The 15,097-nt window shown below is 28.4% G+C and carries 13 protein-coding genes; 4 read left to right on the forward strand and 9 right to left on the reverse strand.

Annotated elements, in window-relative coordinates:
• Nucleotides 1–6: 6 nt before the first annotated feature.
• Nucleotides 7–903 (reverse strand): gliding motility-associated ABC transporter ATP-binding subunit GldA, encoded by an 897-nt coding sequence (gldA, locus tag MKD41_RS08940; RefSeq protein WP_240241955.1) that lies wholly within the window; start codon nt 901–903, stop codon nt 7–9.
• 89 nt (nt 904–992) lie between these two features.
• On the opposite strand from gldA, the gene MKD41_RS08945 reads away from it, so the two are divergent.
• Nucleotides 993–1,151: a YqaE/Pmp3 family membrane protein gene (locus MKD41_RS08945; protein ID WP_240245023.1), complete on the forward strand. Its 159-nt coding sequence runs from the start codon at nt 993–995 to the stop codon at nt 1,149–1,151.
• On the forward strand, nt 1,151–1,846 hold the full coding sequence (gene lipB, locus MKD41_RS08950; protein ID WP_240241956.1) for a lipoyl(octanoyl) transferase LipB: 696 nt from the start codon (nt 1,151–1,153) through the stop codon (nt 1,844–1,846). The genes MKD41_RS08945 and lipB overlap by 1 nt, the downstream gene beginning before the upstream one ends.
• A 197-nt stretch (nt 1,847–2,043) precedes the next feature.
• Here the strand turns inward: lipB and MKD41_RS08955 are convergent, their stop codons facing one another.
• Nucleotides 2,044–3,096, reverse strand: a complete 1,053-nt coding sequence (locus tag MKD41_RS08955) for a nucleoid-associated protein (RefSeq protein ID WP_240241957.1) — start codon at nt 3,094–3,096, stop codon at nt 2,044–2,046.
• Between the two features lie 153 nt (nt 3,097–3,249).
• On the reverse strand, nt 3,250–3,864 hold the full coding sequence (locus MKD41_RS08960) for a ribonuclease HII (protein WP_240241958.1): 615 nt from the start codon (nt 3,862–3,864) through the stop codon (nt 3,250–3,252).
• Nucleotides 3,865–3,962: 98 nt separating this feature from the next.
• Here MKD41_RS08960 and MKD41_RS08965 point away from each other — a divergent pair, with 98 nt between their 5' ends.
• Complete coding sequence (locus MKD41_RS08965; RefSeq protein ID WP_240241959.1) at nt 3,963–6,365, forward strand: putative porin; 2,403 nt, start codon at nt 3,963–3,965, stop codon at nt 6,363–6,365.
• 128 nt (nt 6,366–6,493) lie between these two features.
• Here the strand turns inward: MKD41_RS08965 and nhaC are convergent, their stop codons facing one another.
• On the reverse strand, nt 6,494–7,954 hold the full coding sequence (gene nhaC, locus MKD41_RS08970) for a Na+/H+ antiporter NhaC (RefSeq protein ID WP_240241960.1): 1,461 nt from the start codon (nt 7,952–7,954) through the stop codon (nt 6,494–6,496).
• A gap of 109 nt (nt 7,955–8,063) precedes the next feature.
• Complete coding sequence (locus tag MKD41_RS08975) at nt 8,064–9,263, reverse strand: aminotransferase class I/II-fold pyridoxal phosphate-dependent enzyme (protein ID WP_240241961.1); 1,200 nt, start codon at nt 9,261–9,263, stop codon at nt 8,064–8,066.
• Nucleotides 9,264–9,431: 168 nt separating this feature from the next.
• Here MKD41_RS08975 and MKD41_RS08980 point away from each other — a divergent pair, with 168 nt between their 5' ends.
• Nucleotides 9,432–9,896: an Lrp/AsnC family transcriptional regulator gene (locus MKD41_RS08980; protein ID WP_240241962.1), complete on the forward strand. Its 465-nt coding sequence runs from the start codon at nt 9,432–9,434 to the stop codon at nt 9,894–9,896.
• A 63-nt stretch (nt 9,897–9,959) separates the two neighbouring features.
• Here the strand turns inward: MKD41_RS08980 and MKD41_RS08985 are convergent, their stop codons facing one another.
• The 4 genes from MKD41_RS08985 to dtd form a co-directional block, all read right to left on the reverse strand.
• Nucleotides 9,960–10,601: a YceI family protein gene (locus MKD41_RS08985; protein WP_240241963.1), complete on the reverse strand. Its 642-nt coding sequence runs from the start codon at nt 10,599–10,601 to the stop codon at nt 9,960–9,962.
• 69 nt (nt 10,602–10,670) lie between these two features.
• Nucleotides 10,671–12,620: a DUF3857 domain-containing protein gene (locus MKD41_RS08990; protein ID WP_240241964.1), complete on the reverse strand. Its 1,950-nt coding sequence runs from the start codon at nt 12,618–12,620 to the stop codon at nt 10,671–10,673.
• 2 nt (nt 12,621–12,622) lie between these two features.
• Entirely contained in the window at nt 12,623–14,530 is a 1,908-nt protein-coding gene (locus tag MKD41_RS08995; protein ID WP_240241965.1) for a DUF3857 domain-containing protein, read from the reverse strand.
• Nucleotides 14,531–14,613: 83 nt separating this feature from the next.
• Complete coding sequence (dtd, locus tag MKD41_RS09000) at nt 14,614–15,066, reverse strand: D-aminoacyl-tRNA deacylase (RefSeq protein ID WP_240241966.1); 453 nt, start codon at nt 15,064–15,066, stop codon at nt 14,614–14,616.
• Between the last annotated feature and the right edge of the window lie 31 nt (nt 15,067–15,097).

The raw sequence follows: 15,097 nt of genomic DNA on the forward strand, positions 1-15,097 counted from the left end.
TAGAATTTACTTTGGTATTAACTCGTGAAACAAACTTTCTAAATTTTTATTTTTTGTATTTAATTTAAGTGTTTTTAAGCCATTATCATGCGCAAAATCAAAAACAGAGGGGCGCATATCTTTTGATGTATTAAATGTTAACAACCAACTAGTGTCGTGCACATTGTCAGCAAATTTTAAATGAGGAATGGTATTAATAAATTGTTTTTCAATTTTAAAATCAAATTCAACCTCTATAACTTGTTCCTGATTTTTTTTCAATTCAATTAAATTTTCATCAGCAATAATTTTACCTTTATTAATTATAATAACACGGTCGCAAATGGCATCTACCTCTTGCATAATATGTGTTGAAAAAAGCACTGTTTTATTTTTACCAATTTCTTTAATTAAATTTCTAATATCTATTAATTGATTAGGATCTAACCCTGTAGTTGGTTCATCTAAAATTAATACATCCGGATTGTGTAATAAAGCTGCCGCTAGCCCAACTCGTTGTCTATACCCTTTAGAGAGTTGCTTAATTTTTTTATGAGCTTCTGGCATTAAACCTACTTTATTTATTATTTTTTCAACTTCATCTTTTGCAATTTTATAAATTGAAGCATTAAACAACAAATACTCTTTAACATACATTTCTAAATAAAGCGGATTGTGCTCTGGCAAATAACCAATATGCTTTTGAGCCGCTAATTTATTAGTGTTTACCTTACAGTCGTTAACTAAAACGTCTCCTTCAGAAGCAGGTATAAATCCGGTAATAATTTTCATCATAGTCGATTTTCCTGCTCCGTTTGGACCTAAAAACCCAACTATTTCTCCTTTATTTAAAGAAAAACTAACATTATTTAATGCTTTTTGATCTTTATAAAACTTGGTAATATTTTTTACTTCAATAGACATTTAACAAAAATACATTTTAATTACAATTAGCTGTTACAAATTAACGTTGTATGCGTCATATAATTTTAAGAACTTTGAAAAAAATAATTATGGGCTGTTTTAGAGTATTACTTTGTATCATTTTTCCACCATTAGCTGTGATAGATAAAGGCTGTGGTTCTTTAATTATTGTATTTATTTTAACCTGTTTAGGTTGGATTCCTGGTGTTATTGCCGCTTTAATTATTAATAACAACCCAGATAACTAATGCAAAAAGTTAAATTACAAGATTTAGGTTTAAAAGATTATAAAGAAACTTGGGAGTATCAAGAAAAATTATTTCAAGGTATTATTGATCTAAAAATTAGTAATCGTAGAAACGAAACCACAATTAAAACTCCAAATTATTTTCTATTTGTTGAACACCCGCACGTATATACTTTAGGTAAAAGTGGCGATTTAAGTAATTTATTACTAAATGAAAGCCAACTTCAACAAAAAGGTGCAACTTTTTATAAAATTAACAGAGGCGGCGATATTACTTACCACGGACCTGGACAAATAGTAGGCTACCCAATTTTAGATTTAGACAATTTTTTTAGTGATATTCATAAATACCTACGATTTTTAGAAGAAATTGTTATTAAAACGTTGGCTGAATACGGTGTAAAAGCTGAACGCAGTAAAGGAGAAACCGGTGTTTGGCTAGATGTAGGCACTCCTTTTGCACGTAAAATTTGTGCTATGGGTGTTAGAACTAGCAGATGGGTTACTATGCACGGTTTTGCACTAAATGTAAATACAGATTTAGGCTATTTTGACAATATAATTCCTTGTGGAATTAGAGGAAAAGCTGTCACTTCTTTAGAAGCTGAATTAAATAGAAAAGTAGATTTAGAAGAAGTTAAAGCTAAAATTTTAAAGCATTTTACAGCGTTGTTTGAAGTTGAGTTTGTAGGTTAAGACATCATATTTTAACAATCCTTTTTTTTTTGAAATAACAAGATGAAGTGCTGAAATAAATTTTGCATGACGGAAGTTAACTTTGTCTCTTTAAACTTCTGCAACTTTAAGACTGCCACATTTTACTAAAAAAATAAAATTCGCATTGACGAAAAAATTTACCTTTAAAACTTTGTCCCTTTGAAACTTTTCAAAATCTAATCTTCTTCGTTATAAAATACTTTATAAAATTTCATTTTTTTCTCCTCGTCATAGCCTTTTTCTAAGTATTCACTTGAAGCATCTGGAGCATCAATATCTAATTTAATTTGAATATTAGTATCTAATTTAATTTCAGTTTTAATTTTTTGTTTCTGTTTTTTAAGAACAATATCTGAAATTGCAAACTGATTTCTAACCAACACATCGTTAATTTCTTCGAATTGTTTTTTATAATTATCAAACAAAGGTTTAAAATCTTCATTTTCTTCAAAAACCTCATCTTTAAAATCGTGAATATTTACATCTTCATTTTCTTTAAAAAAGTCAACTGTTTTAGCTAAGAATTTCGACTTTTCTTGTACACCAAAATCTTCTTTTATCACTTCTTCAGAAAATTCTTTACACATTTCTATGTAATTTTGAGTATGCTGGTTACTGTCATCGGCATATTTTACATTTAAAAAGTTTTTAACCCAATATTGCGCATCGTAATTATTGGTATCTACACTTAAAACCACCCTTCCTTCAGCATCTGAAGAGTTAATAATAAGACATCCTTTATCTAATTTTTTTGTACTAATTCCTTTCTGAACAAAGACATCTAAACTATCTTTTTCCATAAAAGTTTGAAAGAAATTTATTTTATTTTCAATTTTAAAAATTCCTACAGCATTGGTTACAACTTCATTGTACTCAATATCTTCAATAAGTGCAATTATTACATCTCCAACTTTAATTTGTGCAGAATTAGATTGTTCAAACAAGTGATTAACAATATGTTTAGACACATCAACAAAAGTTGATTCATCTGTAAAAATTTCATTAGAATAATTGTTAATTTCGTTTAATTCTATATTTGCGTGGTGATTAAAACGGAAACTTTCAGCAACATTTCCAAAGGGTTTCAATAAAAAAGGCTTCATTAACTCATAACTTTCTTCATCAAAAGTAACTACATCTTCAGAAAAAATATTGGTTGCACTATTAAATTTATTTCCAACTTTATGAATTATAAATTTTGTAATTGAAGCTCTAGTACGTTTTATCATTAGTTCTTTTTTTTAGGAAAACAAATGTAATTTATATTCTACAAAAAGAAAACTTTTAAAATTAAAAACACTTCTCGATACAATTTTAGGTAGTATTTTACGCTATTTTATTTTGAAAACCACTTAATGTCACTATTTAAATTACAAATAGACCTATTTAGTAGCGGTAAAATCTAACTTTAACTGTTCAGGAAGTAACCGAAATGACTTTCTATGGTATGGTGTAATTCCAAATTCTCTAATGGCTGCTCTGTGTTGTTTTGTAGGATAGCCTTTATTTTTTTTCCAAGAATACACCGGAAATTCTACATCTATTTTTTGCATAAACGCATCTCTATATGTTTTTGCTAAAACAGAAGCCGCTGCAATACTCATAAATTTAGCATCACCCTTTACTATTGTTTTATGAGGAATATTTTTAAAAGGTTTAAATTTATTTCCATCTACAATTATGTGTTCTGGAGTTATAGAAAGCTTTTCTATAGCGTTATGCATTGCTAAAATTGAAGCTTGTAAAATATTTATTTCATCTATTTTTTGCTCATTTATATACGAAACACCATAAGCCAACGCATTTTTTTCTATAAAAGGACGTAATAATTCTCGCTGTTTTTCGGTTAATTGTTTAGAATCGTTTAATAAAGGGTGTTCAAAATCTTCAGGTAAAATTACAGCTGCAGCTACAACTGGCCCAGCTAAACAGCCTCTTCCGGCTTCATCTGTACCAACTTCTATCGAATTTTTTAAATACCTTTTTTTAAGTCCCATTGCACAAAAATAACATTCCAAAATTAATAAAAGTTATCATTACAATTTACTGTTATTATTTTCGTTCAAATAATTACCTTTGCAGCTTTATATATTTTATGAAAAAAGTATTAGTAATATTATTTTTAGGGTTTTCTTTTTTAAATATTTCGGCACAAGTAATTATGCCCGATCGAGACAATGGTTTATATCAAACAGATAGTACTTCGTTTAGTGGGCAAACAAATGTGAAGCTTAGTGGAAAAACAAAGTACACAGACTTTAGACTTTTTTCTATAGATAACGACACTACAATTATAGATACCACATTAACGCTAAAAAAAGATTTTATATTTAATTATATAAGAAAAGATAATTTTGAATTATTACCTTTTAATAATCAAGGTCAAACTTTTAACAAGTTAGATGCTGATTTTGAGAATAATTCTTTATTTCCAAAAATGGGAATGGAAGCCAAACAATATAATTATTACAATGTAGATGCTATAAAATATTACAAAGTACCAACTCCAACCTCACAATTTACCTATAGAACTGGATTAGAACAAGGGCAAGTTTTAGATGCATTTTTAACAATGAACACCTCTCCTAGATTTAATTTTTCTTTAGCATACAAAGGTTTGCGGTCTTTAGGAAAATACAGACAATCTTTAGCAAGCCACGGTAACTTTAGAACAACCTTTAATTACCATTCTAAAAACAAAAACTATTATTTAAAAGGACACTTTTACTCTTTTGACTTAATGAATGAAGAAAATGGAGGTTTACCACAAGAATCTATAGACTATTTTGAAGCTAATGACCCTAATTATACCGATCGTGGACGTTTAGAGGTTAATTTTACAGATGCAGAAACTATGTTTGAAGGAAAAAGATATTATATAAACCACAGTATGACTCTTTTTTCTAAAAAAAATCAACTTATTAAAAAACACAAAAAGAGCGAATTATTAATAGCACAAAGAAAGGCAGATTCTATAAATAAAATAAAAGCTCTTAAAATTGCAGATTCTCTATATAAAGACTCTATAAACCTTTTAACTAATAAAGAACTTATTACAACAGGTATTAAAACCAAAGATTTTATTACCGAATTAAATGGTAATAAATTCGCATTAGATACAGTTATAGCAATTAAACCTGAAGATTCTACATTGGTTAAAACTCTTGAAACAACTACTGTTCTAAAAGACACTTTGCCTCCTTTAACTAAAAAAGAACTAACAACAGCTGATTTAAAACAACAAGATTCTATTAAAAAGAAAGATAAAATTTCTGAACTCGAAGAAAAAAAAGCACTTGCTCTTAACCAAAAGAATAAAATAGCACATGGTGAAACAGCTAAAGATTCTTCAAAAGTTAAAATTAGTAAACTAGATTCTATTGAAAATATTAAAGACAATCTAGTAGCAAAAATAGGCCATACTTTTATGTATGAAACCAAACATTATAGATTTGATAAAGCTGCTTCTGGTAGTTATTTTGGAGATTCTTTCGAAACATCTATTAGCGACCACACCTCTTATCAAAATATGGAAAACCAACTCTATTTCGAGTTATACACACCATATACAGGAACTTTAAGAGCCAAAGCAAATCATTATAAATACAATTACCATTACAATAGTATTTTATATCTAGACACCCTTACAATTTCAGATAAATTAAAAGGAAATGTATTTTCTGCAGGAGCTGATTGGAACGCTAATATTGGTAATTTAAATATTAAAGCCGATGCTACCTCAGTGATTTCTGGAGATTTAACAGGTAACTCTATAAAAGCTTCTGTAGGCTATAAAAAAGATAGTATTTTTAGTATTAAAGGATATGCTGAAGTTACTTCAAAATCACCTAGTTTAAATAAATTGTTATTCCAAAGTGCTTATAAAGATTACAATTGGAAAAATAATTTTGATAATGAAGAAATAAAAAATGCTGGAGTTGAATTTAAATTAAATAAATGGGGTAGCATAAATGCTTCTTATAATTTAATAGATAACTACACGTATTTTGACACAATATCTAGTCCTACGCAAGCAAAAGAAACTTTAAATTATATTAAAGTAAAAGCAAATCAATATTTTACATATAGAAATTTCACATTAGACAACACAGTAATGTATCAACACGTTACAGAAGGTGAATCATTTTTTCATGTACCTCAAATAATTACTAGAAATACCTTGTATTACGCAAATTATGTATTTAAAGGAAAACCTTTATACTTACAAACAGGAGTTACTTTTAAATATTTTACAGCATTTAAAGCAAACGCCTATGACCCACTTTTAAGTGAGTTTGTTTTACAAAATGATGCTGAAATTGGAAATTTCCCAATCTTAGATTTCTTTTTTAATATGCAAGTACGTAGAACTCGCATATTTTTTAAAGTTGAAAATTTTGGAGCTAGTTTTACTGGAAGAAACTATTACAGTGCACCAAACTACCCGTATCGTGATTTAACTGTACGCTTTGGATTGGTTTGGAACTTCTTTATTTAATAGCTTTAGATATCTATGATAAAAATATTATAGAATAACGTCCGTTTATGCTGAACTATAATTTCAACTTCTAACAGGCTTTAATATGTAAGTCTTTAATAAATATATTCTAATGGCAAAACAACTAATTATTTTTCGCCTAATTGTTTTATTTTAATATCTAATGCAGCAAAAAGCAATGTCATAAATGGACTTAACCAATTAAATATGGCATACACAAAATAATCTGCTACGCTTACACCTAAAACCGTAGATTGATACGCTCCACAGGTATTCCAAGGTATTAAAACTGAAGTAACCGTACCAGAATCTTCTAAACTTCTACTTAAATTTTCTGGTGCTAAACCTTTATCTTCATAGGCTTGTTTAAACATTTTTCCAGGAATTACAATTGCTAAATACTGATCGGATGCAATTGCATTTAACCCCAAACAACTTATAACCGTACTTGCAAACAATCCAAATACAGAACTAGCAACTTTTAATAAAGCATCGGTAATTCTGGTTAAAGCTCCAATGGCGTCCATAATTCCTCCAAAAACCATAGCGCAAATAATAAGATATATAGTCCAAAGCATTCCTTGCATTCCTCCTGAACTAAAAAGCTCGTTAAGTTTTTCGTTATCTGTTATTATTTCAGTATCAATAAAAATGGCATTTATAATTGATTTAAAATTAGAATCTGATAAACTACCCAATATCTCTGATTGAAAAATAAATGCAAAAACCGCGGCTAACAGCACTCCTACTCCAAGAGCAATTAATGGTTTTGTTTTAGTAACAATTAAAATAATTACAGCAACTGGTACAATAAATAAATAAGGTGAGATTTGAAATGTATTATTAATAGTATTTAATAAACCGCTTACATCAGCATTTCCAGAAGTATCAATATTAAAACTAATAATACTAAAAACAATTAGGGTTATTATAATTGTTGGTACAGTAGTAATTGTCATATACCTTATGTGGGTAAATAAATCGGTTCCTGCCATTGCAGGAGCCAAATTAGTTGTATCACTAAGTGGAGACATTTTATCACCAAAATACGCCCCAGAAATTACTGCTCCAGCTATAATACCTGTAGGTATCCCCAAAGCAGTTCCAATACCAACCAATGCAATACCAACTGTTGCTGAAGTAGTCCAAGAACTTCCTGTAGCTATCGATATTAAAGCTGCTATTATAACAGATGCTGGTAAAAATATTGAAGGTGTTAAAACTTGTAATCCATAATAAACCATTGCTGGTATAATACCACTAACAAGCCAGGTTCCTGCCAAAGCACCTACCAAAAATAAAATTAATATTGGTATAAAAACACTTTTTAAATTGTCTATTATTTCAACAACCATTGCTTTAAAATTAACTTTATTAAAAAAGCCAACTACTGCAGCAATTAAACCTCCAAGCAATAAGATAAACTGATTTGAATAATCACCCAACAAAACTCCGTCTGCGTAAAAAATATTATACGCTAACATTGCCATTAAAGCAACTACAGGTATAAGTGCTTCTAAAAAATTTAGTTCTAAATTATTTATAATATCTTTATCTTCAGAGGTAGGTGTATTGTTATTTTCTTGCATGTACTATTTTTGGATGTGTAATAATACGGAAAATTGAAACTTTACACAAGTTTAAAGCCCCATTCAACTTAATAAATGAGGCTAAGGAAAAAATAAAAAGAATATAATTTTATAAAACTCCTACTTTTTTCATACACATTCTCATGGCACGGTAAGTACGTTCAATATCATTATCCAACCCAATAGAAAAACGAACAATACCTTCTGAAAGTCCCATTTTTTCTTGTTCTTCTTCAGGAATTTCAGAGGAAGTACTTGTTCCTGAAGCGCTAAATAACGTTTTATAAAAACCTAAACTTACGGCTAAATAACCTAAATTTTCATGTTGCATCAACTCCATTAATTCATTGGCTTTGTTTAAATTTCCAACATCAATAGTTAAAATTCCACCAAAACCATACTCTTTATTATGCATTGTTTTAAATAATTGGTGATCTGGATGACTTTTAAGACCTGGATAAACAACTTTTAATCCGTCTTTTTCAAAATGTTCTGCTAAATACAAGGCATTTTCACTATGTTTCTTCATTCTAATATGAAGTGTTCTTAAATTTTTTAAAATACTAGAAGCACGTAAACTATCCATTACCGGGCCTAATAACATAGCAGCTCCATCATTTACACTTCGCAAACTATCTATAAATTTTTGACTACCACAAACCACACCTCCAACGGTATCATTTGTTCCATTTATAAATTTTGTTAAACTATGAATTGTAATATCTGCACCTAACTTTTGAGGAGAAATTACCAAAGGAGAAAAAGTATTATCTACCACCAATAAAATATTGTATTTTTTTGCTATTTTAGACAATTTAGCAATATTTGCTATTTCTAATAAAGGATTGCTAATTGCCTCACAATAAATCATTTTGGTTTGTGTAGTTATTGCATTTTCTATTGCTTCTAGCGATGTAATATCAATAAAAGTAGTCGCTATATTAAATTTTGGAGCAAAGTTTTTTAGAAAAGCATAACTTCCTCCATAAATGGTTCTACTTGATACAATATGATCTCCCGCATTGCAAACTTGCAAAAAAACAGATGTTATTGCTCCCATTCCAGAAGCGGCTACATTGGCTGTTTCTGTAAACTCCATAGCAGCCAAGGCTTCACTTAAAAATAAATTACTCGGACTTGTATGTCGTGAATACAAATAACAACCTTCTGCATGACCCTCAAAAGTATCAAGCATAGTTTTAGCATGTAAAAAAGTGTAGGTTGCTGAATCTGAAATTGAAGGATTTACGCCTCCAAATTCTCCAAAGTATTGTAAATCTTGAATGTTATTTGCTGGTTTATTACTCATATGTCAACTGTTTTTTAATATTAAAATCACTTTAAAAATACCAGTTTAAAACTATAATTTCTGAATAATTTTACAATAACACTATTATATTCTGAAATATTAAAAAAATAAAGAATTAAACACCATTAAAATAATTCTTTTTATTAATTTTAGTAAAAATTACTTTTTATGAATAAAATTGACTCCATTGACAATCAAATATTAATGCTTTTACAACAAAATTCTAAAATGAATATAAAAGAAATTGCACTAAAAATTGGACTTACCTCAACTCCAACATATGATAGAATTAAACGTCTCGAAAAATCAGGAATAATTACCCATTATAAAGCTGAAATAAACAGAGAAAAAATAGGTTTAAATTTGGTGGTTTTTTGTCAAGTTACCCTTCAAGTACACTCTAAGAAATTAATAACTCAATTTGAAAATGCTGTTGAAAGAATGCCAGAGGTAGTTGGCTGTTTTCACATTGCTGGTAATTTCGACTATTTATTAAAAATTACAGTTCCAGATATTAAATCTTATCAATTTTTTTTAAAGAATAAACTATCTGTTTTAGAGTCAGTTTCAAATGTACAAAGCAATTTTGTAATGAGTATGGTTAAAGAAAATGCCATTTATAAATTGACATAAAAAAAGCCCGAATTTAAAATTCAGGCTTTCTTATACTATTTTTATTTATTAAATACTAAACTTTTATTTTGAAGCATTCACTTCAAAAGAAATTTCAAATTCATCATTAATAAATTTATCTTTTAAATTATCGAAGAATTTTTGAGATTTGTATTGAATGTTAAACTCAGTTCTGTCAATTTTAAAAGTAGCTCCTGTTAATTTCACTCCAGTTTCAGTAGTGGTTAAACTTGCAGGAAACTCAATACTTTTAGTAATTCCTTTAATTGTTAAATCTCCTTTAACTAAAGTAGCTTCACCTTCAGTAACTTCTGTAATTACAAATGTTGCTGTTGGGTTATTTGCTACATCAAAAAAGTCTTTACTTTCTAGATGACTTTTTAATTTTCCGTTAGAATCTTCTTCTGCTGGAATATCTAAAACTGTAATTGAACTCATATCAAACACAAAATCACCTCCAATTAATTTTCCTTCATTTACTTTTAAAGAACCTGTTTTAATTGCTACGGTACCATTGTGCATTCCTGTAGGTTTAAAACCTTTCCAATTTAATACCGAAGTTTCTGTATTTGCTGTGTAATTTGCGTCCGCAACTTGTTCAATTGCTGCTTTAGGAGCTGTTTCAGTTTTTTCTTCTTTTGCTTTCTCTTTACAAGAAATAAAAAGTATAGATAATACTAAGATTGATACAATGTGTTTTTTCATTTTTAAGTAGTTTTAAGTTTAGTACAATTATACAAAATAATATATATATATACTTCTATAACGTTTAATTTATAGTTTATTAAGCACTATTTTTTCTAAGTTTTTAGCTACTATTATTTTATAAAGTTCCCTAATTTCTTGATAATTATGAACTGGCACTATACCTTCTTTAACATCGATTAATGACTTTACTACAATCTTATTACCAACTTGTTTAGTTGTATAAATAAACTTCACAATTTCATCATTCAATACAATTGCTATATCTTCTGGCAGAGACTCAACACTATAACCTTCTGGAATTTCAATTCCTGTTGTTATTCTTTTTTCCCAAGGAGTTCCAAAATCTATTGGATATTCTCTTTTTTCTAATTTAAATGGATTTTCTTTTTCCGATAAAAATAACATAGGTGTTAAATACATATTGTTCCCAATTACTTCTACACCATCTTCTTTTTCAAATTGATAAACTTCATTAATTGGTTTTGAAATTTCAGTTAAATTTGAAACTCGATAGTTTAATATTTCAATATCATCATTATACTGTTCAATATCACTTATCAATGCTTCTTTTTCTAGACCTACATTTTCATTTCTATAATTAATTGCTGACAAATTCTCATATCTAACCATTGTTATACCTTCAATTACAGCTTCATCAGTAATTTTATAATTTAAATTAAACTCTTTGATAGAAGGTATTGAAGTTGCTAAATTTATAAAATCAACGGTTTTATCGTCTCTAATAATTGTACCTTGCCAATTTAACACTCTTAAAGGCAATACATTTACTAAACTATATTTTTCTGATGCATCAGCTAAAAATTTACCATTCTCGGTTTCTGCCAATGCAATAACGTAATTAAAACCTCTATTTGTTGGTGATATTGGAACACCATGTTTTCTAGTACTTACTAAAACTGGGTTTGCATTAACACCTAATTCTCTTAAAACTACAACTAGAGTTAAATTAATATCTCCAATATTTCCACTACCTTCAGAATATGCTTTTTTTAAACCTTTTTCTGCATATTGGCTATAATTCCCATTCCACTTTATCTTACTTTTTACAAATTCTAATGCGCCTAAAATTTTGGCTTGATCTGTTTTTAATATAGCTTTTAATTTATCTATATCTTCTTTTAAGTGTTTAGTTTTTTTTAATTCACCTCCAAAAGATGAACTTTTTAGTATTGTCTTAGCTATTTCATCCCAACTTGTTGCATAATTTTCAAACATTCCATATTCTGGTGCAGATAGAGAGGCTACTTCCAATTGCAAAGCAGATGCATAATTACTCATATTATTTACATAAGGTTCGGCTTTTAGTGCTGGAATATTTTCTTCAAGTACTTCAACTACCTTATCGTTAGTTTTTAATTCACTATTATAATCTGAATATTGATTTACTTTAAATGGATAATATCCTTTTTGGCGTTTGTTGAAATAAAACCACTCAAGCAGATTAATTTTAGCTTCAAATTTTTTAATTGGAATTTCTTCTTGTAAAACAATATCATCAATAATTGAAATATAAGGTGAAAATATTCTATAAGACCACTCTAATACAGAGCCTTCTTTTACATTTGGCATAGTGAATTTCTGAACCTTTAATGATTCATTTTGTTTTTCATAAAAAATAGCTTTTTTATCTAATTCCATTTCTTGAACTTTTCCATCTACTAAGTTATAAGTAACTGCCTTTATATTAGATACTTTTTCACTATTAGATTTGGTGTCTCCATATAAATTAATAGACACTGTGGACCAATCAAACCCTTCTTTATTATATATTTTCATTCTTACTTGCACCTCTGTAACAAGCACAATACCAGCAGCATTTAAAGTTGTATACGTTAATCTTTTTTTATATAAATAAGCCGCATTAGCTGTTGAATCTAATGGGTACGCCTGCTCTTGTAATTCTTCTTTTGAAACTTTTCCAAATTTATAATTTTGACTATAACTAATTTGAAAAAATACAATTCCAACTATAATAATTAATACTAACTTTTTCATATTTATTTTTTTAATAAAACTATTTTTGATTTATCATTTTTTGCTATTTTTTTTAAAAAATCACGAAAATTATCATAAAATTCTTTCGGATAATTCCCACTTTTTATAAGAATCTCTCGCTTATATTTTAAAATTTTATCTGAAACTTTTTCAATAGTTAATTTATACATCCCAAATTTACTATCAATCTCTACGCTTTCAGCTATTGCTTCAATCTTATAATCATCAGGAAGCTCAATTTCAACTTCATCAACATCATAAAACCCTCTACTTAAAACTATTGGTAGTTTACGATTTCTAATACGTTTAGGCACACCCTCAAATACATTAAATGCATTTATTGGAACAATCATTCGCTCACCGCTAATCAATCCATAATTAATAGCCGAAAATCTTATTGATTCTTCAAACCTCCCTTCTTCTTTATTATTTTTAATAGCAATAGCATCAATTGTAATATTGTTTATATTACTCCAAAACTCTTTATATAATTTATCTAGCTCTTTACTTGTAGCTCCTTCATAATATATATGATTGTCGAATTGAATTCCTGAGCAAACCATATTAACAATTGCTTTAATGGCTCCATTATTATTTAAAATATACTTTCCAATAATTTTTTGATGATTTTCTTTATCATCATATATTTTTGTACGTTTAATTTCTCCTCCTTCTGGCGAAATAACAAGCGCATTTCTATCGTCTGTAAAGTCTCCTCCTTCAGCAAAAGGAGTTTTTTGACTTGTACACTCTAACCATAAATCTCCGGTATTAGTTGGTATATTTAAAACTGCGTGATTTCCTTGATGTGACAAAAATTCATTATCAATATCTCTCTTTGTCCTATCTCCATAAATTAATGTATAATTTGATGCAACACCAGCTGCATCTAATAATGTTTTAGTATAGTTTGTTAACGCTTTACAATCTCCATAACTTAATTTATCAACCTCACTAGCCAACATTGGTTTAAAACCCCCAATACCAACTTGAATACTTATATACCTAACTTTATCTTGCACATAATTGTAAACAATCCTGGCCTTTTCAATTGGATTTTCAGTTACACTTGTTAAGTTTTGTATTTCTTTTTTTGTAGATTCTGGTAAATCGAATGTACTTTTTAGCAAATTATTATAATACCATTTACCAAATTCGCTCCAATTATTTGCCTCACCATCAATACCTTCCAAATTAAATTTATTTACTCCAAATTTAACATTAGGCACCAATTCTCTTATTGAAGGTGAATAAGGTTCTGAATCTTCTGCTGGCACATTTTGTATGAAATATTTTAAAATCTCTGATCCCTCTGTTTTTTTTATTTGATAATCCATGAAATTATTTTCAGACTTTCGAAGAACTATATCTGAGGGACATTTTATAGTATAACTAGATTTTTGAACGCTTTGCCTGTAAGAATCTACTGGGAACCAAGGAGGAATAAATGCTGTATTCGATGTTTTTACCTCATAAGTATAATGAATTGTATAAGGGTAACCTATCGGAGTATAATTATAATACAACGCTCTATTATCCGAATACAAGGCTCCTCCAGAAGCACTAAAATCTTTAAAATCACTTTTTTTTATTTTCTTTATTTCTTTACCACTTGCATTGTAAACATAAGCTTTTACATTTTTTATATCTGTACCTTTATTGTAATAAATTGTAATATCAGCAAATTCATCAGCTAATTTATTATAAATCGTAATCGCTGCATCAACACTATAAGTCATTTGACGTTGAGATTGAATATCCAACGAAAAATTTTCAAATCTAATTACAGAATTAGCATCTTTCTTAAGGCTATCTGGTATTTTCGAAATATTAAAATTAAGGTTTTGTGAGAAGGAAAATAAGGTAAAAAAAAGCAAAAAATAGAATGGGGCACTTCTTAATTTTTTCATAGAAATTAATTTTATATAAAAGAACAAAAAATTCTATGAAAAAACCTTGATAATTATCAACCTTAATTAATTTAAGTATAAATCTACTCCTTTTGTTTAGTGTCTATTATAATAGTTACAGGTCCATCATTTATAAGAGCAACTTTCATATCTGCTCCAAATTCTCCTGTTCCAACTTTTTTAGCTAACTCTTTTTCAAATTGATTTACAAACTGGTTGTATAACGGAATTGCAATTACAGGTTTTGCGGCTTTTAAATAAGAAGGTCTGTTTCCTTTTTTTGTACTAGCTTGTAGCGTAAATTGACTGACAATAATTGCTTCTCCATCAACATCTTTTAATGAAGTATTCATAACACCATTTTCGTCATTAAAAATTCTAAGGTTTATAATTTTTTTTACCAACCAATCTATGTCTTCTTTTGTATCCTCAGCTACAATTCCAACTAAAATAAGCAATCCGCTTTTAATTTCACTTACTACTTTTCCTTCAATTGTAACCGAAGCTTCTATAACTCTTTGAATTACTGCTTTCATTATTTTTTATTATTGTAAAATTGTTTACTAT

It is taken from the genome of Lutibacter sp. A64 (genome assembly GCF_022429565.1).
In the GTDB taxonomy this organism is placed as follows: domain Bacteria; phylum Bacteroidota; class Bacteroidia; order Flavobacteriales; family Flavobacteriaceae; genus Lutibacter.